Raw genomic sequence first — 24,224 nt, 5'->3', positions numbered from 1 at the left:
CAGGTCTGTGGGGTACATCTTTGGTCGGATTAACCCATAAGATAGGCTGATTCTGTCTTTTCAGACCCTTGCTAGACCATTTTTAAACAGGTTCTTAAACCTGCTAATACGGTCAAGTCGGTATGGAGTCAATTGTTGTAAGGCCTGACAGGACAACTAGTTGACAGTTGTCTAATGTTTAACGTGCATGAAAACGGTTCGCTTGAAGCATCTTCCAGAATAAAGAAATAACTGTTTCTGCAATCTGTTTCACAAACTTATGGACATACACTAGCAAGGGTCAGTGAACGAGTGGAGACGTATCATGTCAAGACGTTTTTAATAGTTCGTGAACGGAACACTGTCTTTATTTTAATAGAATAGCTTGTCTATATCACCGCAACTTTCACTAAATACAGAATCGACACAGACGTATCGTTTTGTCTTGAAAATAGAAACTTCCTTTTGTCAGAACAAGCGCTATTGCCTTCCCTTCATAAAATCGTTGGCCGCCGACTTCAATAAGCCAGCAAACGAATTTAAACAAAACAGTACGCCCCGGTCAACCAATGCTTTCGCCTGTTCACCCGTGGCAGCTGTCGTACCGACAATTAGTCCGGCTTTCCTGATCCGATCAACTACCCCAGCGATTGTACGTTTTACCTCATCATGACCCGGACCGTCGTAATACCCCATTGACATCGCTAAATCGCGCGGCCCAATCACAAACCCATCAACACCCTCTACAGCTAATAGCTCATCCAGATTATCGATGGCTTCCTGATCTTCGATCTGTGGTAGAACGAGCGTCTGTTCATTAGCAAACTGCACGTACTCGCCTTGATTCATAGTACCTAGTAAATAGTCTGCTGCCCGTACGGGTCCGAAACCACGCTTACCAAGGGGCGGGTATTTAACCGCCTGCACTAACGCTTGTGCCTCATCAGCAGTTTTAACTCCCGGCATCATGATTCCCATTACGCCCACATCTAGAAACTGCAGAATCAACTTCGGATCGTTACTACGTACCCGAGCCAGTGGAGTAATGCCACTTCCTTCGCAGGCTCTAACAATCTCCTGTACCTGAGCGGTGGTGACGGGGCTGTGTTCCCCATCGATCATATAAAAATCAAGACCCGAGAAACCACAAAGCTCGGCAACGGTGGGGTCAGTACTGTTCGAAAGAACGCCCAGAACGGGTTGGCCATTTATGAGCCTTGTCTTAACAATATTTTGTTTCATTAACTGATTTATTACCAGCCAGCTTACCCAATGGCTTTGGGTTGCTAGACTATCGACGTAAGAGGGACTCGATTAGTACCCTGTTTATGTTGCGACAAGTTAAGCAGAAGATGTTTCATTATCCTAAAACTTTGCTATTCTGCTTATTCTTCTAATCGCGTGGCCTCAAGGTATCCTTTTAACTGGCAATAGTGCGGTCGAAATGATCAGTTACGTCAGGCCTTTCAAACGCACCTACGTGCAACCGAACAGCAGGTAGAACGGCTGGAGCAAATCGCCAAGCAACTCGGAATCGATCCAGACGGAGAAACCTATATGGCCATGCAGGGCCTAATTGAAGAAGCCCAGGACCTGTTGAGTTAACTCGAAGATGGTCAGTTATATGATGCGACCATCATTGGCGCAGCCCAGAAAATGGAACATTACGAAATTGCTTTGTATGGTACAGCTCGGACACTAGCCCAACAAGCAGGACAGAATCAGGCTGCTGACTTGTTCGAGCAAACCTTGAAAGAAGAAAAAGCAGCCGATGAGAAATTAACGATGATTGCTACTCAGAGCGTTAACCAGCAGGCCGCTCAGGCTTACTATCAACTCCTACCCCAATCGTGAAGCCAACCGCTTATATGTTTGGGTATTTTGTTACGTATCACCCAGCCCGTTAGAAGAATAAGTCAGCCGCTGTACGGAATGTATTACAATGAGCCTCCACAATATCGGTAAGCCGGGGAGAGTAGCCTCCACCCATAGATACGGCAATGGGTACCCCCTGACGGATGGCCTGTTCAAAGACAAATACGTCCCGTTGCTTACATCCATCGCGGCTTACGCCTAATTTACCCAACCGATCGGAAGCAATTATATCGACTCCTGCTACGTAGAACATAAAGTCGGGCTGACAACGACGAATCAGCGCTGGCAATACGTCGTTTAGCTGATTCAGGTAGGCTTCATCAGCAGTTCCCGTCGGCAGTTCAATATCCAGATCGGACTGCTCTTTTTTAAGTGGATAATTGTCTTTACCGTGCATACTAAACGTAAAGACCCGCGATTCATGTTGGAACATAACGGCCGTGCCATTGCCCTGATGGACATCCAGATCGATTACCAGAATTTTTTTCGCTATACCGGTTTCGAGCAGGTAGTGAGCAGCCACACCTACGTCATTTAAGATGCAGAAGCCTTCGCCCCGATCGGGATAAGCGTGGTGAGTGCCACCAGCAACATTCATCGCTACGCCGTCGCGCCGGGCTTTCTGTGTGCAGTCGATGGTACCCTGCGTGATGATCCATTCCCGTTCAATTAACTCTGTGGTGAGCGGAAAGCCAATCCGGCGTACCATTCTGGGATCGACCGTCAGCGTTTTCAGCGCCTGAACGTAATCAGGCGTGTGTACGCCTAGTACCCAGCGGTCGTCAACAGAAACAGGCGCGAAGAAATTGGCGTCCGTACAGGTTCCTTCGTAGAGCAACTGCTCATGAATCAGTTCGTATTTGAGCATCGGAAACCGGTGCCCTTCGGGCAACCGCAGCCTGTAAACGGGCGAAAAGGCAATCTGCAACATGTACTAATCCGGGACTCATAGCTCCGTCCCGTTCGATAAGGATACTCCCTGCTAAACCGAGCTTCTGGCCGTTGTGTTCTATCTTACTCTTCCTTCCACTCCCAGCAAAGCAGCGTTTCATTGAAACGGCTACATTATCTCTGATTAATTCATTGTTTATTAAACGCTTATGGTTTTAACCTATACCGAACACAACTTATGAGTACTTAATACGCTATATCCAGCTTTTATGAAGACCGCAATCATCACCGGTGGTGGCCAGGGCATTGGTCGCGTTACAACGCAGTATTTACTTACACATGGCTATCGGGTAGCCATCTGGGAGGCCGACACCGATGCGCTCGCCGAATTGAGAGAAGCTTTTAAAGCGTCGTCGGCCCAGATTCTGTTTGTATCCTGCGATGTATCGAGCGAAGTAAACGTCCGCAAAGCGGCTGAGCAGACTATTAGCCACTTTGGACAAATTGATGCGCTTATCAACAATGCAGCGATTATGATCGAGAAGCCACTTGACCGACTCACCCTGGACGAGTGGAACCGAGTCATTGGCACGAACCTGACGGGCGCTTTTTTGTGCGCGAAGCATACAGCCCCTTTTCTGGCGGCTCAAAAAGGGAGTATCATCAACATGTGCTCCACCCGAGCGTTTCAGTCGGAGCCTGATACGTTTCCTTATTCAGCTTCGAAAGGAGGCATACTGGCCTTAACCCATTCGCTGGCGGTCAGTCTAGGACCCGACATCCGCGTCAATGCCATTAGTCCTGGCTGGATTGACGTATCGGTTTTGAAGAAGAAAGCCAAAGCAAAGGCTGACGAGCTTCGTCCTGAAGATCATGAGCAGCATCCAGCGGGCCGAGTTGGTCAGGCCGATGACATTGCCCGTATGATTCTGTTCCTGATAGCGCCAGAAAACAACTTCATCACAGGTCAGAATTTTATTGTCGATGGCGGCATGACACGTAAGATGATTTACGTATAAATGCTCGAACATCATCAGCCACTTCCTGTTTATAGTTATCATAGAGACATCAACACCCGTATGAATATAGAACTCGCTACCGCATCGAAAACCGCTCCTCTCGAAGTCCTTGATTTACAGATTTCATTACGTCCATCGGCTGGGCGGTCGCTATTGTCGCTCTGTTTTCTGTGCCGCAATGAGGGAGCGGCCAATCGGCTGCTAATACCAACCTTATCCTGGTTCGACGCCAGTCAGTTGCAACAATTTTCGCAACAGTTGGCCGGTGCCCGGTTTCCGGAAACTTGCCAAATCGACTTGATTGATGCCGGTCTGCGTTTAACGGGCTCCGTACGTCGGCTGGCGGGTCGCTGGACCACCGGACGTACCATTCGGGTTGAGCCGCTCCCCTCAGCGGCCACTCAATTTGCGCCCTTTACCATCCACGCTTCGCACCTCGACGTAACAACGTACGCCCAGAAACTGTACAGTCGGCTGTGGGAAGCTTTTACCAGAGGATAACTTTAGACACTCAATTGTATGGAAAACACAAATCAGGATGCGATGCTGAATGAACAGTCGCAGACGTTCACTCCCGAAACCGGAGGCCCGGCTCAGGTACCCGATCAGGCGCTCATCATGAATCAGGCGTACAACCCAACTGATTTATCGGGCGACGCCAATGGCATGCCTATGACGCCAACCGACGAGCAGGAAGCTGCAACGGGCAGCGACGGAACCGGCGCTTTATCAGGCAGCCCGAATATGGAACCCGACCTTGATCCCAGAAACTACGGGAACGGCGATACACTCGGCAACAATGACGGTACCGAGACTAGTCCAGAAGCCGACGATTATACTGTTCAGTCTTGATCTCGACTCTAGTCTTTAAAGTAATAAAGGGCATCTCCGATTAGAAGATGCCCTTTATTGTTGCCTGAGAGATTCACGTTTAGATGCCTAATGTACCACCCAAGGTAGCATCGTTGTCGGAGCGATAACGTGGGGTAGTCTCCCGGTCGCTGCTCGAAGCATCGGAGCCATAGCTGCCAGATGATGTCTGGCTACCCGAATACGATTGGCCCGACTGATAGGTCTGTCCTACGCTGCCCGAGTCGCTATATCGCGTTCCATCCGGGTTAACTGCGCTATTGCCATAGTTGTTGTTATTCGAATTGCTGTACGACGAGTTTGCGTCATCACCTTCAGAAGCTGCCCGTTGGTTGATGAACGATTCGGCCAATTGCGTCAACTTCCGGTCGGTATTCTTTTCTTCCTGCAACGTCTGCTCCAGCAGGCTTGCGGCTTCGCTGTAACCCAATACTCGAGCCAGCGTTACCACTGAACCGTACGATGCGATTTCGTGGTGTTCCACTTTCTGAGCGGCCATAATTAAACCGGCATCACGGGTTAACGAGTTAGACTCCGTGTTTGCCACTACGCGTTCACCATCGTCGGCCAGGCCATCAATTGCGTCGCAGGTTCCTTCTTCGGCATCAATACCAACCGATTGAAACACTTGCTCCAGGCGCGCAATCTGGTTGCGGCTTTCTTCCTGGTGCTGTAAAAAGGCACTACGCACCTCATCGGTGGTAGCGGCATCTGCCTGCACTCCTAGTACGTCAACCGCTTGCCGTTCGGCGTAATAAATATCTTTGAGTTCAGTAACGAATAAGCTTTTCAGGCCTTCGCCAGTGTCTGCGTCGTTACCACTGAAAAAATGCGAAATGCGATCTGCTAAGGAAGCCATGTTTCTTGTTGTTTAGTGTATGTTGTGATTTTACACTGCCTATTTAGCCAAAACTGTGCCACCTGTTGATAATCTGTGATTTACACATTTACAATACTAAATTGTGTTTATTTTTTTCCACAGATTTTGTAGAGTAATATCAAGACGACTGAATACTACTCATGTATTACAGAAATAACTTAAGTCCCCCGTTAATGATTCTCCCTTCGGTGGGTGCCCAAATCTCTCGGACAAATTGTGGTTCGTTTCGAGGGCCGGTGACCAGCGGTTGAAAGCGTGATAGCCGCACATCCATGAAGTTCTCAAAGTTGATGAACAGGCTAAACCGTTCCCAACGTCGTTCGGCCATAAAGCCCATTGTCCAATATGATCGAGTCAGGGTTCCGGCTTCCAGTTCCTGTCTTCCAGTAAAGTAAGCTTCATAACCCACCCTCAACTTGCCTTCAATCTCGTACATCAGCACTGTCCCAGCCCGGTGTTTAGGCGTAAGCGCAATGGGTCGATTGATGCCCTCATAGTGCCGTTCGGTATCAGTGAACGTATAGAAATTATACAGCCGAATGTCTCTGTAACGAATTGTTACGTTGGTTTCAAAGCCTTTACTATCGGTATGACCATCTGCATTCCGGTAACGATAGAAGGCGGGTTCGGTGGCTTCCAATACAAGGGGTTGCTGGATTCGGGTATAGAAGAACAAATGATTGATTGAAAGCTGCCAATCTTCAGATACACGAGTCCGGTAGTTGATGTCCCAATTTATGCCTTGCGAGGTTTCAGCCTTGGCAATACGGGGGTCAACAGGCAAAACACCCTGGTATTGGCGTTGCTCAGCGTCCTCGGTAAACACCGTTGGTGCTTTGTATCCTAACCCGCCCCCCAAGCGAGAAGATAACTTATCACCAGCTTTGAATAATACGGAGAAGCGAGGTAACAGGAACGTACCATAGGTGGGTTGGTGATCTAACCGCATACCGGTTTCTATGGTCCAGCGTTCGCCTGGTTTGTACACATTTTGCACAAAGGCTCCAACGGTATTGAGCGTATAATTACGAACGGGCTGATTTCGTTGAGCATCCTGTTCACGGAAGGTATCCGTCCATAGGTTTAGCCCTCCTACCCATTCCAGCTTATTACCGTAACTGTTTATCCCTAACTCGGAAAAGGAGGCCCGCTGCCGCCCCCCAAAGCGATAGGTTGGTGTGGTCAGCGTGCGATCAAAGATGCTAAAGCTATTCTTTAAATATAGGGCTGCGTGCTCATCGATCCGATGTCGCACGTTGACCTGCGTCGTGTACCGGTCTGATTGGTTGCGTTCGGTATATCCAGATGCTCCACCACGGATCACTGCAAGGTCTCCCCCTGTCCGATTTTCCACACTGGCATTCAAACCCACATCGGCCGTCGTTCGCTCGGATACATACCAGAACAGACGAGGGTTGACGGTGATACGCCTTGATTGTGGAATATCAGTGAAATTATCTCGATTTGGATCATAGCCCCGCTGTGTATTACGCGATACGTACAACGTATATCCTAATTTCTTACCCTTGCCACTGAAAAAACCGTTTAAATCAAGTCCCGCAGCGGACGTACCATTTATGAGTAAAACGTTTTCCCGCTCACGACCCGGTTCTTTGGTCACCAGGTTGACAATACCGGCAATAGCTCCACCACCATAAAGGGTGGATTGACTACCCTTTATGATTTCGACCTGTTTGAGGTCCAACGGAGGAATTTGTAACAGGCTCAAGCCGGAAGCAAAACCACTATAAAGCGGCAAGCCATTTTGTAGCAATTGAGTATAACGCCCATCCAGGCCCTGAATGCGAAAGGTCTGATTGGCCGATGTGGCCGAAGTTTGCTGTACTTGAATGCCGGGCGTTTCCCGTAAGACCATCGTTATGTTAGCCGCATTCATATTCGTTTTTTCTTCTAACTCTTCAGCGGCAATGACCTCCACGCGTGTCGGTTCATCATCTATCGTGCGGGTACTTCGAGTTGACGTAACAAAAACCTCCTCAAGTTCTTCACCTTCGGCTTCCAGAGCTATTTTTACTAACTCAGTACTAGCCATAGGAAATACAAGTGTGTCACGATGAGTCTGGTAGCCTAGGTACGAAAATAGCAGAACTTGGGGACCATCCGGTACAGTAGTCAGGTTTACGTTACCTGCCGAGTCAGCGACAGCACCTATCGTTGTACCCACTAAGGCGACACTTGCGCCTGGGAGAGATTGCCCTGTTTTGGCATCGACAATAACAGCCCGAAAGGACGTTTGTCCCAAGGCAATAGTAAGGGAGAGCCACGCGCATAGCAGTGGCGCAAAAAAATGGTTCATGAAAAGTTGGCAGTTGAACGAAGGATATACCAAAAGCCTGGATCGTCAGTCAAAGACCAGACGACGCGCCCAAGCAATAGATAGAGGGGTTATCCTTTCCGAGGAGGTTGCCAGATTCGGCTCACAATGATAAGCCGGAGAGCGGGTTGGTAAAAGGTCGGTTGCTCATTTGAAAGCGAACAGACAGCGGTTTGCGCCTTACTAAACTCAAGTGGTGCGGGTACTGCAAAGCCAGGACAGGTAGCACAGAGACAAAAAGGGGAACACCACTCGGTATCAGAACAGTCATCAGTGTTTGGAACAGATGTCTGCGATACGTTTTCTCCATCCCAACATAAGGCTTCACAAGGTAGTGCAGAGAGCATTACCACGTAAAGAGATAGCAGGAGATGAATCAGTTTCATTGGGCAAAGGTATTATACAAATATATGCAACAGGTAGTCATCTTTCCCGATTCGTTTATTCAATTAGCAGCACCCATTTTACGAATGTGTCCGCGTAAGAGACCGGAAAGCCTACTTTACAATCGTGTTTTGATTAAACAGCGAAAGCCTCAGGCATTTGTAACCATAAGAAAATCATGTACACTCTTAAAGCGGACATTCAAACCGCACTTTTTCACTAATCAGGCACCAACGTACCAGCAACAGACATCGCTGTCATTCGCCCATACCAGAAGATTGCGCTCTAGCATACATTATAGCGTCGGCCTCTGTCCATATCGCGGGCATACCAACCGGCTGGGAGTTTATACTCACTGATAAATAAAAAGCCCCAATCAGCTTTTCGACCAATTGGGGCAACTTTGTTAGTGACCGATACGGGAATCGAACCCGTGTTACCGCCGTGAAAGGGCGATGTCCTAACCGCTAGACGAATCGGCCGTCTTGTTACCAAGACCCAACGTTTTAGCTTGTGTGCCGCTGCGTTGGCGAATCGTGGTGCAAAGGTAAGGCGATGTTTTTATAATGCAATACCTGACGTCAAAATTTTTCCAATAAAAGGGTTCGTGAGTGTTTTACTGCTATTTTTGAGAGTATTCGCGTTTTCATTTTTAACCCCATACATGAAACATATCGTCCTGTTAGCAGGTCTGTTTGTCGCGTCATTATCCGTTTCGGCGCAGTCAACCGGTTCTGTATCAACCACCGTAGTATCGCCCGCTCAGTTTTTAGGGTATCAGGTCGGAGAGCGGTATACTCCGCACCACCGCGTACTTGCTTACGCAGAGCAGGTAGCCCGTCAAGTTCCGAATCGAGTAAAACTTCTTCCCTATGGCACTACCCACGAAGGTCGCCAGTTGATGGTGGTAGCGGTAGCCTCTGAGGCAAACATTGGTCGGCTCGACGAAATTCGCACCAATAATCTCAAGCGAATTGGATTGGCTGATGGTCAGCCAACCAGCGCAGCTCAGCCCCCCATCGCCTGGCTCAGCTACAACGTCCACGGTAACGAAGCGGTTAGCTCAGAAGCGTTCATGGACGTACTGTATCGACTGCTGACGCCCTCTGACGCCGTTTCGCAGAAAATCCTGAACACATCCGTTGTTATCCTTGATCCCGGTCTGAACCCGGATGGTCACGACCGCTACGTGAACTGGTATAACCAGATGATGGGCCGCGCTGGTGACCCAACGCCTTCGGCTCGCGAGCATAACGAACCCTGGCCAGGTGGGCGGTATACGCACTACCTGTTCGACCCAAACCGCGACTGGGCCTGGCAAACGCAAGAAATCACCCAGCAGCGGATGGCCTTGTATCAGCAGTGGATGCCCCACCTGCACGGCGATTTCCACGAGATGGGCTACAACAGCCCGTACTATTTTGCGCCTTCGGCTAAACCGTATCACGAAGACATTACGCCCTATCAGCGGCAGTTTCAGCAAACCATTGGTCAGTATTGCAGCCGCTATTTCGACAGAAACGGCTGGCTATACTATACCCGCGAACGCTTTGATCTGTTCTATCCCAGCTACGGCGATACATATCCGACGTATAACGGTGCCATTGGCATGACCTATGAGCAGGGTGGCAACAGTCGGGCAGGATTAACCATCGAAAAAGACGACGGCGATACGCTCACGCTTCGGCAACGGATCGATCACCACGTAGCCGCAAGTATTGCTACGTTAGAATCCGTAGCGGATCGGCCAGCGGAGATCGTGAAAGAGTTTGGTAACTTCTTCGATAAAGCACGTAATACACCGGTTGGGGCCTACAAAAGTTACGTGATCAAGTCGGGTGGTGATGCCGGACGGCTAAAGGCACTAACGCAATTGTTGGAATGTAATAAAATCAGCTACGGCTATGCGGGTAAAGTTCAGACCTTATCCGGCTTCAATTACATGAACCAGAAAAATGAAAAAAGCGTAGCTGTTGCGGCCGAAGATGTGGTCATCAGTGCGTATCAGCCAAAATCAACGCTGTTAAAGATTCTGTTCGAGCCCAAATCTTCGCTGGAAGATTCTGTTACGTATGATATTACGGCCTGGTCGCTGCCCTACGCTTTTGGTCTGCAAACGTACGGCCTGACCACTCGCCTTGAGCCCAAAAATTCAGCGTCAGGTACCAGCACTGGTTCGGCTCAGACTCAAAGCGCTTCAGCATCCACCCAACGCCCGTACGCGTATCTGATCAAGTGGCAGTCGTTGCCTGCAGTGCAGACACTTGCGGCTTTATTAAAGCAGAAAATCAGAGTTCGGGTAGCCGAAAAGCCGTTTGAGATTGAGAACAAAACCTTTCCATCGGGTACGTTGATCGTAACCCGTGGCGGCAATGAACGCTTCGGCGACCGCTTGGACGCGCTTGTTACGCAGGCTGCCACGCAATCGGGGGCGGAGTTTGTTGCGGTGCAAACGGGTTTTGTGGCCAAAGGGTCAGACTTTGGTTCGGATTTCGTGACGGGCTTAAAAGCTCCCCGCGTTGGGCTGGTCGTAGGCGATGGAACACTGCCGCCCGCGGCTGGTGAAGTGTGGCATTATTTCGACCAGGAGTTAAATTACCCTGTTACGTTGCTGGACGGCAGTACGCTGGCCAGTGTTGAATGGAACAAACTGGACGTTCTGATCCTGCCAACAAACTACAATTACAGCCGATTCCTGAACGACAGAGTCCTGACAACCCTTCGGGAATGGATTCGGTCGGGCGGTAAACTCATCGCTCTGGAACGAGCCGCATCGTTCCTGGCGGGTAAAGAAGGATTTGAGTTGAAAGAAAAAGACGACAAGTCGGACGATAAGTCGAAAAAAACCAATCCAGCCGACTCACTGAAATTATACGGTGACCGTGAACGAACGGCTATTTCCGACGATATACCGGGCAGCATCTACCGCGTGACGATGGACGCAACCCACCCGCTGGGCTTCGGGCTGGCTGGGGGTTATTACGCCCTGGTGCAGAACGCCTACAACTTCGATTTCCTCAAAAACGGCTGGAACGTCGGCTATTTAAAAACGGACAATTACGTAGCTGGTTTCTCCGGTAAGAATGCCAAAGAGAAACTGAAAAATACCCTATTGATGGGTGTTCAAAGTCTTGGCAAAGGCAGCGTTGTTTACCTGGCCGACGATCCGTTGTTCCGGGGATTCTGGTACGGCGGTAAATTATTATTTGGCAATGCCGTGTTCATGGTCGGCAATTGAGTAATTTTGCCGATTATTAAAAAATTTAATGAACCATCGAGCTACACAAAGACGCAACACTCTTCGGACTGTTGCGTCTTTGTGTATATAGCCGAAGCAAATCGGCTGTTCGTTTTTCATTAAGGATAAGTACTCATAACTACCTTGTTTGGTGAGACATCTATCTAGTTTATGCATTGCGCTGTTTCTGATCGGCAGTTTTCCGTTGCTGGCACAAAAGCAGAAGGTTAACGAGGGCTATCAACTGCACATTAACCGCGCTACGTCTCCGGTGGTGATTGATGGCAATGTCGATGAACCGGCCTGGCAGGCAGCCGAGGTAGCTTCCAACTTCTGGATGGTACTGCCTATGGACACCAGCCGGGCAAAAGTTCGGACGGATGTGCGCATGACCTACGACGACCAAAACGTGTATCTGAGCGCCGTCTGCTATCATGGCGACGTATCCGGGCCTTATATCGTTGAGTCGCTTCGTCGGGATTGGGCTTTTGGCAAGAACGACAATTTTATCTTCTTCATGGATACCTTCGACGATCAGACCAATGGCTTCACGTTCGGAACCAATGCCGCCGGGGCCCAGTGGGATGGTTTGTTGTATGAAGGCAGTAAAGCGAACTTAAGCTGGGATAATAAATGGACCTCGATGGTCCGAAACTACCACGACCGGTACGTACTTGAACTCGCGATACCGTTTAAAACGATACGCTACAAGCAGGGCATTACCCAATGGGGCATAAATTTTAGTCGGCAGGATCTAAAAACCACCGAGAAATCATCCTGGACGCCCGTACCGCGGCAATTTGCGACGGCGTCACTGGCGTATACAGGGGTGCTGGTCTGGGATCAGGCTCCACCATCGCCGGGGCCTAATATTTCAATTATTCCGTATGCGCTGACGGGCCTGACCCGCGACTATCAGCATAGCATTCCGAACAAAGGACGGCTGGATGTCGGTCTGGATGCCAAAGTGGCCGTTACGTCATCACTTAATCTCGACCTCACCGTTAACCCGGATTTTTCACAAGTCGATGTTGACCAGCAGGTAACGAACCTTGACCGGTTTGAGTTATTTTTCCCCGAACGTCGCCAGTTTTTTCTGGAGAACGGCGATCAGTTCACCAACTTCGGCTATTCCACCATACGCCCCTTCTTCAGCCGCCGGATTGGGTTAGGGGGTGTTCCGATTCGGTTCGGGGCCCGACTGAGTGGGAAGCTCAATAAAGATTGGCGACTTGGAGTCATGGATATGCAAACCGGACGAGTCGATGAAACCGGTCTGCCCGCACAGAACTTTGCCGTTTTTGCCTTACAACGGCGGGTGTTTGCCCGTTCGAATATCGGCGTACTGTTCGTCAATAAAGAGTCCGTTCAGTACGAAGCAGTGGCCGACAAATCTTTATATTCCCGTTATAACCGAAACCTCGGCCTAGAGTACAATCTGGCTTCTGCCAATAATCTTTGGAGTGGCAAAGCACTGTATATCAAATCGTTTAGTCCTACGCCAGTAAGCAACGGACAGCCAGGTGACCCGCAGTCCACAGTCGCCCAATCGGGCAGCGACGCCGTATATGCTGCGAACCTGCAGTACACGAGTCGCCAGTGGCTGATAGGCGCTCAGGCAGAATCGGTTGGCAAGAACTACACGGCCGAAGCGGGTTACGTACCTCGCCGGGGTTATGCACGAGTGATGGGCAACCTGGGTTACACGTTCTTTCCCACGGGCAGCGGCATACTGAGCCATGGGCCGCTGGTGCAGTCTACCTATTTCTTCGATCCGGCGGGGCGGCAAAGCGACAATGAAACCTACGCATCGTATACGCTTACGTTTCGCAGCCGGAGTGCCTTTACGGCCTGGGTCGCCACTGATTATGTTCGCCTGCTGCAACCCTTCGACCCTACCAACACCGGCCGCCAGACGCTGGAAACCGGCACCGAGCACCGCTGGAAAGCCTGGGGAACGCAGTTTACGTCGAAACCACAGAGTTTGTTTACGTATGCCTTTACGTCGCGGTACGGCGGCTATTATACCAATGGTACCCGTCTGAACCTCACCGCCGATATTGGCTACCGGTTTCAGCCGTATGTCAGCTTAGCGGCCAGTGCCAACTACAACGACATCCGCCTACCACAGCCCTGGGGACGTACTACGTTCTGGCTCGTTGGTCCGCGTTTTGACCTGACGATGACGAATACGCTCTACCTCACTACGTTCGTGCAGTATAACGAGCAACAGAATAACATGAACGTGAACGCCCGGATTCAATGGCGTTACAAGCCAGCCTCCGATTTCTTCCTGGTTTATACCGACAACTATTTGCCCAATTCAGCCCAGATCGGCCAGGACGTACCGGGTCTGTTTTCCGTGAAAAATCGTGCGTTGGTGTTGAAGTGGACGTACTGGTGGAATATCTGATACTCAGTATTTAAAACAAAGCGATAAGGCTTAGGTTAACTAAACATTTGTGGCAAGGCCACTATACCCGTTTACTACACATTAAACCAACCAACGTTTATGAATACCTTATCGCGTTTCTTCCCAATGGCCTTTGTGGCCGTATTCATGACTTTGTTTCTGACCAGTTGCGAAGTAATTGGTGATATCTTCAAAACGGGCGTCTGGACGGGGGTCATCCTCGTGGTCGTAGGCATCGGGGTCGTCCTCTGGCTCGTCTCCAGGCTGTTTGGTGGGGGCCGGAATGGCTAAACTCGGTCCTAACCAGAAAAGCCGCCCTAACTGAGCGGCTTTTCTGGTTGCTAAGGAGTTTGCTTAAACAACGAGTTCGAGCAACCCATCGCGCTGGAGCACAGTCCGCTGGCGTTCGCTTAAGTCGTCGGAGGCTTTCATCAGTGGCAGCCGAACTTCGCTGGAGATCAGGCCCATGATGTCCAGAATGTTCTTTACGCCAACCGGATTTCCTTCCTCATACAGCAACGGATCGATACGTAAGAAATGACCTAGTTCCTTGTGGGCAAATGCAAAATCGCCTTGCAGGGCCGCGTCGATCATAGCCGAGAACTTAGCCGGGAAGGCATTGGCAATCACTGACATCACCCCTACTCCACCAATGCTGATGATGGGCACGGCCTGTACGTCATCGCCCGAAATCAGCAGGAAATCATCGGGCTTGTCGCGCGCGATCTCCATGCACTGTTCAATTACGCATGAAGCCTCTTTAACGCCGATAATATTCGGGTGCTGAGCCAGTTCGCAGATCGTTTCGGCACTCATGTTGATTCCCGTCCGGAAGGGGATATTGTACAGGATAACCGGCACCGGGCTCGCGTCGGCAACGCGGGTGAAGTGCTCGATTACGCCCCGCTTTCCTGGCTTGTTGTAATATGGGCAAACCGACAGAATCGCGTCTACGCCTTCAAAATCAATATCTTTCATGCCTGACACTACGTCGGCGGTAACGTTCCCCCCCACGCCGAAGACGATAGGCAGGTTTTTCGGGTTGTTTTCTTTCAGATACTGCAACAATTGGTTCTTTTCCTGCTTAGTCACCGTCGGTGATTCACCCGTGGTGCCCTGTAGGACAATGTATCGGACGCCCCCTTCGGAAACGTGCCGGATAATGCGGCCGAAGCCATCGAAGTCAATCGTATGATCAGCGTTGAACGGCGTTACAATTGCAACCCCCACGCCATGAAAATTGGTGTCCATCAGCGGAAACAAGAATTTATGCTTACAAAGTTACGTGAATTTAATTTCGAAAACTTTCTCAAATTTTGGTTCTCTGATACAACTTTCATCAATACTGGCGGGTCTTGAAAAGAAATAGACAGATATGCAAAAGTTGCTATTCTTACTGGTGTTGCTGAGTCTGACCGGCTGCCAAAAAAACACAGATTTACCAGATCCGGCCAGTTTTACGCTTGTTGTGGCGAACCAGCCCCACTGGAAAGTCGAACCGCTCAATGGCTACTACGCGATACAATTTCCACCCGGTTATGAAGGAAACGGCATGGTTGGCTTTGAAGGACCTATTTTCAGTAAGAACCGTATCGACAAACAAGCCCAGTTTGCCTATGCCTTTTGTGGCTCATTAAGTTGTAGTAGCTACGGTCCGGCTTTACCAACACCATATCCGTCAGTTCCGTATCCGTCGACGGTAACGGTGGGTTCTCTGGTGCTGGATCAATCTGTTGCTATCTTTCGCGATAATCAGCTACAGGCTGTCTTCTATTTCTCGAAGAAACCACAAACGCAGGGCGTCTTGTATTTAAAAGAGGCTGGTACCGGTGTCTTACGGCAATCGCTAAGCGTATCGTATGATTCCGCTTTGCACAGCGAAGTACTGGGCATTTTACAGACAATCCGACCCGAATGAACTTACACGTCCAGCATCGCCATAAACTCATCTTCTCCGATCATCGTTACGTTGAGCTTTTGTGCTTTCTCTACTTTCGACGGCCCTGCGTTCTCGCCGACAATCAGGTAGTTGAGTTTTTTCGAAATGCCGCTGAGAACTTTACCGCCGTTAGCCGCGATACGTTCTTCCAGTTCTTCGCGGCTAAAGTGTTGAAAGGTACCGGTATACAGAAACGTTTTGCCCAGTAAGGAATCACTCTCGGCCTCAACTACCTTACGCTGGCCTACCATCTGCAGCCCAGCCGCCTGGAGTCGCTCGACCAGCTCCCGATTCTCCGCATCAGCAAACCAGTCGGCCAGGCTCTGCGCAATGCGTGGGCCTACATCCGGTACGTTGGCCAGGGTCTCCAGCGACGCGTTCATCAGCGCATCCATCGATCCGAAATAGTCAGTTATCCGCTCAGCGGTGGTGTTTCCTACGTACCGAATACCGAGGGCAAACAGCACGTTGGAAAATGGCTGCGCTTTCGAACGATCGATAGCCGTCAGGATATTGTCAACGGTTTTCTGGCCGAACTTCACCGTGCGCGCTTTGCCTGGCTCCTCCGAACCGTCTTCGTTGATGATTGGGCTGGCCGGGTAGGTTTTTTGCAGACCCAGCAGTTTTTCGTTGGTCAGATCATACAGATCAGCCGGGGTCTGCGCCAGCCCACGTTCGATAAGCAGCTCAATCTTGCCTTCGCCCAGGCTCTCGATGTTCATCGCCCGGCGCTGAATGAAGTGCTCGAACCGGGCCTGCCGCTGCGGTGGGCATCCTTTTTCGTTCGGGCAATAGAAATGCGCCTGGGCCGCACCGCGCTCGTCTTCTTTCCGGATTAACGGAGTGCCACAGGCCGGACAGGTAGTTGGGTAGATGATTGGCTCGGTTTGCCCCGTCCGTTTGCTCAGATCAACGCCCGTAATCTTCGGAATAATCTCGCCCCCTTTTTCGACGTATACCGTATCGTGCAGCATGACGCCCAGGCGCTCAATTTCATTGGCATTGTGCAGCGAGGCTCGCTTGACAATCGTTCCGGCCAGTAGCACGGGGGTCAGTAAGGCAACCGGCGTTACGGCTCCTGTCCGGCCGACCTGGTAGCTGATGCCATTCAGGGTTGTACTGGCCGCTAACGCTTTGTATTTGAACGCAATGGCCCAGCGGGGACTCTTCGCTGTGTAGCCCAGTTCGCGCTGCTGGTCGTACCGATTCACTTTAATCACAATGCCGTCGGTACCCAGGGGCAAGTCAAAACGTTTGGTTTCCCATTCGTTGATGTACAGCATTACGTCCCGGATGTCGACGCATTTCCGCCAGGTAGGCGATACGTTGAAGCCCCATTTTTTCAGAGCGACAAGACTTTCTTCGTGGGTTTGAAACACTTCAGGTTCTGACAGAAACGAATACAGGTAGCAATCGAGCCGCCTTTTTGCGACCATGGCCGAATCCTGTTGCTTGAACGTACCCGACGCAGCATTCCGGGGATTAGCCAGTAACGGCTCGCCGATATCTTCGCGCTCCTTGTTGATTCGCTCAAACTCGGCCAACGGCAAAAACCCTTCCCCGCGCACTTCGAACAGGGCCGGAACCTCAGCCGCATTGACGCGCAGCGGTACCGTTCGAATGGTGCGGATGTTATGCGTTATATCGTCTCCCCGAACGCCGTCGCCCCGCGTAGCCCCCTGCACCAGCAGGCCGTTTTCATACGTCATACTCAGCGCTACGCCATCGAATTTAAGCTCGCAGATATACTCGTATGCCTGCCCGTTCAGTCCCTTGCGAACGCGATTGTCGAACTCCACCAGATCTTCTTCCGAGTACGTATTGCCTAGCGATAGCATCGGAAATCGGTGGTATACCGTCGCAAATTCTTTGCTAACCGTGCCTCCCACCCGTAATGTCGGTGAATCGGACCGCCGAGATTCCGGATATTGCTTTTCCAATTCAGTAAGTTCGGTCAGCAGCCGGTCGAACGTAAAGTCATCGACTTCCGAGACACTGTTCTGATAATATTGATAGTTATAATAATTCAGTTGGTCGGTTAACTCAACGATACGTTCCTGTGGTGTCATAATTATAAAGCGGCAAACTACTGCAAAGAAAACGAGCGGAAGGCAAAATGACCAATTCGCCGGTGCGGGTCAAGCCCATTCGGTGTACTAAGCAGCCATTCTTGGTTTTGTTTCTTCGTTCTCTAAAAAAATGTACTTTTACAGGATAAATAAGCGCCGTTTACAGCCCTTACCTGCTAAGATTCATTCGTTAAACTGCCGCTGTTATCTATGAGCCAGCCCCTGATCGCTCCTTCTTTATTAGCCGCCGACTTTGCAAACCTGCAACGTGATCTTGACCTAATTAACCGGAGCGAAGCCGATTACCTGCACTTCGACGTAATGGACGGCGTGTTTGTCCCGAATATATCCTTTGGCTTTCCGTTGCTGGAAGCCGTGCGTCAGCATTGTCAGAAGCCCCTAGATGTGCATCTGATGATCACTGAACCCGATCGGTACATCGACGCCTTCGCCGAAGGAGGAGCGTCCGTCATTCATGTACATTACGAAGCCTGTACGCATCTGCACCGTACGCTCACCCGCATTCGCGAGCTGGGGTGCCGGGCCGGTGTTGCGCTCAACCCGCATACGCCGGTATCAGGCCTGGAAGACGTCCTGGAGCAGATTGACGTAGTGCTTATCATGTCGGTCAATCCAGGCTTCGGCGGGCAGTCGTTCATTCCGCATACGCTTCAGAAAGTAGCTAAATTAAAACAGCTCCTAATGGCCAATCAGGCATCGGCCCTGATCGAAATTGATGGAGGAGTTGGTCAGAGTAATGCACAGGCCTTACTCGCGGCCGGAGCCGATATATTAGTAGCAGGCAATTCGGTGTTCAAAGCCGACGATCCATTGGAAGCCATCCGGCAGTTGAAAAATAGCCGTTCGCCAATGATTGCCTAACCCAAACCGTAACGCTTAATCCAGGTTCATTAACAAGAACTTACCTATGAAGAAATCCATGCTGGTCGTTGTGCTCAGTGCGCTTGTACTAACAACGGCCTGTCGCGACAATAAATCGAATCAATCTCCACCCACAACACCTCTATCCGACACGACGGCTTCGACCGCCCCACCCTCGCCCGAATGGGCTAAGAACGCCACTATCTACGAAGTAAACACCCGCCAGTTTTCGGCCGAAGGAAATTTCAAAGCCGTTGAAGCCCAACTTCCCCGTTTGAAAGAAATGGGGGTTGACATCATCTGGATGATGCCGATTTATCCCATCAGTCAGAAAAACAAAAAAGGGACACTCGGCAGCCCTTACGCCGTTGCCGATTATAAAGCCGTTAATCCGGAATATGGAACGCTGGCCGATTTCAAGGCCTTGGTCAGGCGCGCCCACGCCCTTGGCCTGCGGGTACTTCTCGACTGGGTGCCAAACCATACGGGTTGGGATCACGTGTGGGTAACGGAACATCCAGACTGGTACACGCAAGTGAACAGTAAGATGACCGCGCCAATCGACCCCAAAACCGGAAATCCTACGGACTGGACCGACGTCGTGGACCTGAACTACGACAACCCAGACATGCGCAAAGGCATGATCGAGGCCATGCAATACTGGCTAAAAGAATGCGACATCGACGGGTTTCGGTGCGACGTAGCGGGCTTTGTTCCCAATGACTTTTGGGCGCAGCTTCGTCCCGAGCTGGATAAAATTAAAACCGTATTCATGCTATCGGAGTGGGAAGACGAACCTGATCAGTTTAAAAGCTGCTTCAATATGAATTACGGATGGGGCATGCATACAATGATGAGAGCCGTTGCGAAGGGTGCGCGCACCGCCGACAAAATCGACTCCCTGCGGGACGCGAATCAGAAGCGTTTTCCCGCCTGGTATTACCAGATGCTGTTCACCCAGAATCACGACGAAAATTCCTGGAATGGTACGTTGACTGAATCCTTCGGTCCGGCCGCTGACGCCTTTATTGTCCTGAGCAGTACGCTGGAGGGCATGCCGCTCGTTTATAATGGCATGGAGTCCAATCTGAACAAGCGCCTGGCTTTTTTTGAGAAAGACACGATTGCCTGGGGTACGTATGAAAAGAGTAATTTTTTCAAAGCTTTATTGACGCTGAAACACCGCAATCGTGCGCTCTGGAACGGGCTGGCTGGTGGCAAAGTGGAGAAAATTGTTACCGACCACGATGACAAGATCTACGCCTTTCAGCGGCAACGTGATTCCGACCGGGTTGTGGTGTTGCTGAACCTGAGCAATCAGGCGCAGAACTTTCAGTTGACGGGCGATGGGTTCGTGGGCATCTATACAGACGTATTCAGTCATCGGTCGGTGGAGTTGAAAGCTGATATGGCTGTTACGTTGAAACCCTGGGAATATCGGGTGCTGACCAACTAGCCGGACTGTTGACACCACTTACCATTCATCATTATTCGTTGCAATAGTTCTGCATGCTGCTTAAATTAGAGTTGTTTGTCGAGTGAAGTTTATGCGCCTACTACGTTTATTACTCTGCATCAGCTTATTGATTGTTGCCACTGGAGGCTCTGCCCAAACCGTTCAGTGGGCGAGCCAGGTTATAGGAGTATCGTCGGAGAAAAAAGGAGAGGTAACCGGCGAACAATATAAAGCTTCGCAGGCGCTGGGTCGGCCGAGTAAAGTTCCGCAATTAGGCGAAACGCCCTGCGCCTGGGCGCCCTTTTATCCGGACGGAACAGCGGACGAATGGATTCAGGTTGGTTTTGAAAAACCAGTACGTGCCCGCCAGATCGTAGTTGCCGAAAACGTTAATCCCGGAGCCGTAATTAAGGTGGTAGTAATCGATGAAAAAGGAAACGAACACCCAGTCTACCAGGCAACTGGTACGCAGTCACGGCCCGATCCACTACTGCATATTTTCCCGAAAGATTCGGGCTATGTCTGTCAGCAGGTGAAAGTGTTCATCAACGGAGCGGCCCTCAAAGGCATGAACCAGATTGATGCGATTGGCATTTCTGAGGATACCAAACCTGTTTCGGTTGCTATCAACGTATCGAAAGATATTCCCAAAGACATTCAGAAAGAAAACCTGGGCAAAACCGTTAACTCGGTTGGCCAGGAAGTGGCCCCGGTGATCTCCCCCGATGGCCGCACTCTCTATTTTACCCGCAACTACAACAAAGCCAACCTGGGCTCTCCTGATCATCAGGATGTTTGGTTCTCGACCCTTCAATCGGGTGCATCGGGCACTCCCCCCAGTTGGAGCGAAGCGGTGAACATCGGCGCGCCAATCAACACTACGGGCGACAACGCTATCAGTGGCATGGCTCCCGATGGCCGAACCGCCTACCTGATCAACGTGTATCATCCAAACGGCGATTTAACGTTTGGCATCTCAAAGTCGATCCGGACTAAGGCAGGCTGGTCGCAGCCCGCGGAGTGCAAGATCGCCAACAACTACAATCTGCACGAGCAAAACCAACTGGAGTTTTGTGTGTCGCCTGACGGGCAGGCCATTATTCTGGCGGTTCAGCGAAGAGACAGCCGGGGAAATCGTGACTTATACGTTTCTCTGCAACAGTCGGACCGGACCTGGTCGGAACCCGTTTCACTGGGTCGGGTGATCAATACCGCTGATGCCGAAAGCTCACCGTTTCTGGCTGCGGATGGCCGCACGCTGTATTTTACGTCGATGGGTCATCCGGGCTATGGAAACGGCGACATCTTTGTCAGCCGCCGACTCGATGACTCGTGGGGAAACTGGAGCGAACCCGAAAATCTGGGCTCAGCCATCAACACGCCAGAGTGGGACGGTTATTTTACCATTCCGGCTTCGGGCGATTACGCTTACCTCAGTTCACGGGATGGGTCAATGGGTGAGGATGATATCTTCCGCCTGAAGCTTTACCCAGCGATCAAGCCCGATCCGGTGGCCATTATTTCGGGACAAGTGCTGGATGCACAGACGAAAAAACCAGTTGCCTCGGAGGTAGTTTCGGGCGTGTCAGGCGAACAAAAAGACGTAGCCAAAGCCGAATACAGTCCCGAGACCGGCGAATACAAGATCATTTTACCGACTCAGAAAACATATAACCTGACGGCCCGAAAAGAAGGCTATTTCCCAGCTACCGAAACGCTCGACTTGAGTAAAGACAAACGGTTCCGCGATATCAAACGCAACCTGTACCTGGTCAAAATTGAGCCGGGGCAGAAAATAGTGATGCGTGAAGTGCTGTTTCAGCAAAGTCAGTTCGAGCTGATGCCCGGCGCTAACGTTGAGCTGGATCGGGTGGTAGCGATGATGGAAAAATACGCGGCAATGGAGCTTCTGGTTGAAGGACATACTGATAATCAGGGCGACTGGGAGCCGAATATGAAATTGGCCGCTGACCGGGTCCGGGTTGTAAAGGAATACCTGACGAGCAAAGGAATCGCCGAAAACCGCATCCAAACGAAAGCCTGGGGACCTAGTAAACCCATTGCCAGTAACGAGACCGAAGAGAAACGCAAACTGAACCGGCGGGTAGAATTCACCATCCTGAAATTGTAAAACCAGCAGGCACTGGCTTACTTTGCGCCTGTATGCCGAATTCACTCGTTACTGACCGCCCAATGAACGACCATCGTTCTGGTTTTTTTACGGCCATTAGTCGTTCACGCATCACCATTTTTGTCATTCTGCTATTTGCCTTTGGGCTGCGGCTGTATAAGTCGGGCGTTCATGGTATTTACCTCGACGAAAAGCTGACGTTGGTGTGCACACAGGGCGTCGTGCTGGAAGGCTCCAATCAGCGGGATGTTTACTTTACACCCGGCAAAGTGTATTTTACCCCCAAAGAATTCTGGAAACCCAAAACGCTCAGCGACTACAACGAAGCCATCATCCGCAGCGACATCAGCAACAGCCCTGCGTACACGGCCATGCTGTCGGGCTGGATCGAGGTGTTTGGCATTAGCGATTTTTCGATCCGATTTCCGTCTGTTTTGTTCAGTACGTTCATCGTCGGTATCATCTATTTACTGGTTAGCCGCTACCTGCGATCGAAGCCACTCGCCTTAGTATGCGCCTTACTGGCGGCTGTGGAGCCGTTTTTCATTTCCTACAGCCACATGGCCCGCAGCTACTGCACAACCATATTCGTTTCGTTACTCGCTACGTATCTTTTTCTCAGAATCCTGGATAAGCGGGCCGAAGGAAAGCACCCAATCGGTTTTTATATAGGCTACGGCCTGTGCTTTGCGCTGACCATCTTGGGCCACTACCTCGGGGCGCTGGTTTATGTTTGTCACGGTCTGTACCTACTCCTGTACGTCAGAAACTGGCAGACATACTTAGGCCTGGCGATAACCTGGTTTGTATCGGCCCTGATCCTGGTTATGCCCTGGTTCGTTTTCGGCGGGGGAAAATACATCTTTATGACGATGGCCTACCAGGCCCAGCTTTACCGGGGCTTGGCGTACACGAATCCCTACGATAATGGGTTTGGCATCATTCTGCCCGCTACAGTCGCGAACGTTGTCAAAAAAATGATTCCCATTACCAGCGACTTATTCCTACTGACCAATGGGTTATCGAACGAGACGCTGGCGTTTCGGAATTTAGTACTCGCCCTCGGATTCGGCACGCTGGCCGTTGGCCTGGTTCACTGGTCGGAACGGATCAAAGCGACCCCACTATGGGTTAAAGTGGCCGTGCCGCTATTGTTGGTAGCTGCTTTTCCGTTGTACACCGTTATGTCGGCCCGACTGATTGTAGCGGCTGCGTTCCCCTTATTTGTGTATCTGTTTTACCAGGCGGCCAGCCGGACCACAGTTGGTTCCAAACGCCATTTTCTAGTGTTTATCGGCCTGCTGAGTATTCTGCCAACCTTATTTATTCTAGTCATGGCTTTCCGGAACGGCCACACCTATGGCATTACCCAGCGGTATACCAGCTTTTCGTTTCCGTACGCCATCATTCTGGCGGGTATCGCCGTGCAGCAGGTTTTCCGACAACCGGCTTACCTCCGCCTGACCTTAGGCGTTGTGCTGGCCATTCAGACGTATTTTGTCGGCGATCTGCTGCACCGAATCTACGAAGACCAATCGCCTAAATACACGTATTATGGCCGTTACCGGATTGCGAATCCGTACATGACGGCGGCCGAACGGATCATTAAGTCGTACGCGCCTGGCGACACGATCCTGTATCCATCGGCGCGCACAACCCCCCGCGACGAGATCGAAAAAACGTACAGCACCCACTCTATTATGGATGCGCAGTACACGAACCTGTATCTGCCGAAGGACGCTACATATTACCAACGCCTGGATACGACGCAGACCGACCGTATTGTTCTGGTAAAGGGGAAAACCGGTTCGCGGGTCGTCATCTTCGACTTTGAAGGCACCAAATACCGTTATTAAGCCCATT

At 50.7% G+C, this 24,224-nt stretch carries 18 protein-coding genes, 1 tRNA gene and 1 pseudogene; 12 read left to right on the top strand and 8 right to left on the bottom strand.

Annotated elements, in window-relative coordinates:
- Positions 1–459: 459 nt before the first annotated feature.
- Complete coding sequence (locus ACYVIY_RS04735) at positions 460–1,221, bottom strand: HpcH/HpaI aldolase family protein (RefSeq protein WP_460975131.1); 762 nt, start codon at positions 1,219–1,221, stop codon at positions 460–462.
- Between the two features lie 210 nt (positions 1,222–1,431).
- Between ACYVIY_RS04735 and ACYVIY_RS04730 the strand changes: the two are divergent.
- Positions 1,432–1,833, top strand: a pseudogene (locus ACYVIY_RS04730) (YciE/YciF ferroxidase family protein); the annotation flags it as partial.
- A gap of 49 nt (positions 1,834–1,882) precedes the next feature.
- Here the strand turns inward: ACYVIY_RS04730 and ACYVIY_RS04725 are convergent.
- Positions 1,883–2,785, bottom strand: coding sequence for a histone deacetylase family protein (locus tag ACYVIY_RS04725; protein WP_460975130.1), 903 nt, complete (start codon positions 2,783–2,785; stop codon positions 1,883–1,885).
- Between the two features lie 229 nt (positions 2,786–3,014).
- Between ACYVIY_RS04725 and ACYVIY_RS04720 the strand changes: the two genes are divergently transcribed.
- The 3 genes from ACYVIY_RS04720 to ACYVIY_RS04710 are packed head-to-tail and all read left to right on the top strand — an operon-like array spanning position 3,015 to position 4,616.
- The gene (locus ACYVIY_RS04720; RefSeq protein ID WP_460975129.1) at positions 3,015–3,764 is read left to right on the top strand and encodes an SDR family oxidoreductase; all 750 of its coding nucleotides are present in this window, start codon (positions 3,015–3,017) and stop codon (positions 3,762–3,764) included.
- Positions 3,765–3,824: 60 nt separating this feature from the next.
- A complete protein-coding gene (locus ACYVIY_RS04715; protein ID WP_460975128.1) occupies positions 3,825–4,265 on the top strand; it encodes a hypothetical protein in 441 nt (146 codons plus the stop codon).
- 18 nt (positions 4,266–4,283) lie between these two features.
- On the top strand, positions 4,284–4,616 hold the full coding sequence (locus tag ACYVIY_RS04710; protein WP_460975127.1) for a hypothetical protein: 333 nt from the start codon (positions 4,284–4,286) through the stop codon (positions 4,614–4,616).
- A 79-nt stretch (positions 4,617–4,695) separates the two neighbouring features.
- On the opposite strand, the gene ACYVIY_RS04705 is transcribed toward ACYVIY_RS04710, so the two are convergent.
- The 4 genes from ACYVIY_RS04705 to ACYVIY_RS04690 form a co-directional block, all read right to left on the bottom strand.
- Complete coding sequence (locus tag ACYVIY_RS04705) at positions 4,696–5,493, bottom strand: YciE/YciF ferroxidase family protein (protein WP_460975126.1); 798 nt, start codon at positions 5,491–5,493, stop codon at positions 4,696–4,698.
- Positions 5,494–5,659: 166 nt separating this feature from the next.
- Entirely contained in the window at positions 5,660–7,831 is a 2,172-nt protein-coding gene (locus tag ACYVIY_RS04700; RefSeq protein ID WP_460975125.1) for a TonB-dependent receptor, read from the bottom strand.
- Positions 7,832–7,920: 89 nt separating this feature from the next.
- Complete coding sequence (locus ACYVIY_RS04695; protein WP_460975124.1) at positions 7,921–8,235, bottom strand: DUF6660 family protein; 315 nt, start codon at positions 8,233–8,235, stop codon at positions 7,921–7,923.
- Between the two features lie 408 nt (positions 8,236–8,643).
- Positions 8,644–8,715, bottom strand: a tRNA-Glu gene (locus ACYVIY_RS04690).
- 182 nt (positions 8,716–8,897) lie between these two features.
- Between ACYVIY_RS04690 and ACYVIY_RS04685 the strand changes: the two genes are divergently transcribed.
- From ACYVIY_RS04685 to ACYVIY_RS04675, 3 genes are all read left to right on the top strand, one after another.
- The gene (locus ACYVIY_RS04685) at positions 8,898–11,471 is read left to right on the top strand and encodes a M14 family metallopeptidase (RefSeq protein ID WP_460975123.1); all 2,574 of its coding nucleotides are present in this window, start codon (positions 8,898–8,900) and stop codon (positions 11,469–11,471) included.
- 151 nt (positions 11,472–11,622) lie between these two features.
- Entirely contained in the window at positions 11,623–13,884 is a 2,262-nt protein-coding gene (locus ACYVIY_RS04680; protein ID WP_460975122.1) for a carbohydrate binding family 9 domain-containing protein, read from the top strand.
- A gap of 99 nt (positions 13,885–13,983) precedes the next feature.
- The gene (locus ACYVIY_RS04675) at positions 13,984–14,175 is read left to right on the top strand and encodes a hypothetical protein (protein WP_460975121.1); all 192 of its coding nucleotides are present in this window, start codon (positions 13,984–13,986) and stop codon (positions 14,173–14,175) included.
- Positions 14,176–14,238: 63 nt separating this feature from the next.
- Here the strand turns inward: ACYVIY_RS04675 and dapA are convergent, their stop codons facing one another.
- A complete protein-coding gene (gene dapA, locus ACYVIY_RS04670; protein ID WP_460975120.1) occupies positions 14,239–15,135 on the bottom strand; it encodes a 4-hydroxy-tetrahydrodipicolinate synthase in 897 nt (298 codons plus the stop codon).
- A 124-nt stretch (positions 15,136–15,259) separates the two neighbouring features.
- Here dapA and ACYVIY_RS04665 point away from each other — a divergent pair, with 124 nt between their 5' ends.
- Entirely contained in the window at positions 15,260–15,802 is a 543-nt protein-coding gene (locus ACYVIY_RS04665; protein WP_460975119.1) for a hypothetical protein, read from the top strand.
- A gap of 2 nt (positions 15,803–15,804) precedes the next feature.
- Here ACYVIY_RS04665 and ligA read toward each other — a convergent pair whose 3' ends face one another.
- On the bottom strand, positions 15,805–17,892 hold the full coding sequence (ligA, locus tag ACYVIY_RS04660; protein WP_460975118.1) for an NAD-dependent DNA ligase LigA: 2,088 nt from the start codon (positions 17,890–17,892) through the stop codon (positions 15,805–15,807).
- Positions 17,893–18,102: 210 nt separating this feature from the next.
- Here ligA and rpe point away from each other — a divergent pair, with 210 nt between their 5' ends.
- From rpe to ACYVIY_RS04640, 4 genes are all read left to right on the top strand, one after another.
- Positions 18,103–18,774 (top strand): ribulose-phosphate 3-epimerase, encoded by a 672-nt coding sequence (gene rpe / locus ACYVIY_RS04655; RefSeq protein WP_460975117.1) that lies wholly within the window; start codon positions 18,103–18,105, stop codon positions 18,772–18,774.
- 46 nt (positions 18,775–18,820) lie between these two features.
- Positions 18,821–20,230 (top strand): alpha-amylase family glycosyl hydrolase, encoded by a 1,410-nt coding sequence (locus tag ACYVIY_RS04650; RefSeq protein WP_460975116.1) that lies wholly within the window; start codon positions 18,821–18,823, stop codon positions 20,228–20,230.
- Between the two features lie 91 nt (positions 20,231–20,321).
- A complete protein-coding gene (locus tag ACYVIY_RS04645) occupies positions 20,322–22,361 on the top strand; it encodes an OmpA family protein (protein WP_460975115.1) in 2,040 nt (679 codons plus the stop codon).
- Between the two features lie 62 nt (positions 22,362–22,423).
- A complete protein-coding gene (locus ACYVIY_RS04640) occupies positions 22,424–24,217 on the top strand; it encodes a glycosyltransferase family 39 protein (RefSeq protein ID WP_460975114.1) in 1,794 nt (597 codons plus the stop codon).
- Positions 24,218–24,224: the final 7 nt, after the last annotated feature.

The sequence above is a fragment of the Spirosoma knui genome, assembly GCF_054780635.1.
This window is presented reverse-complemented; position numbering and strand designations above follow the sequence as displayed.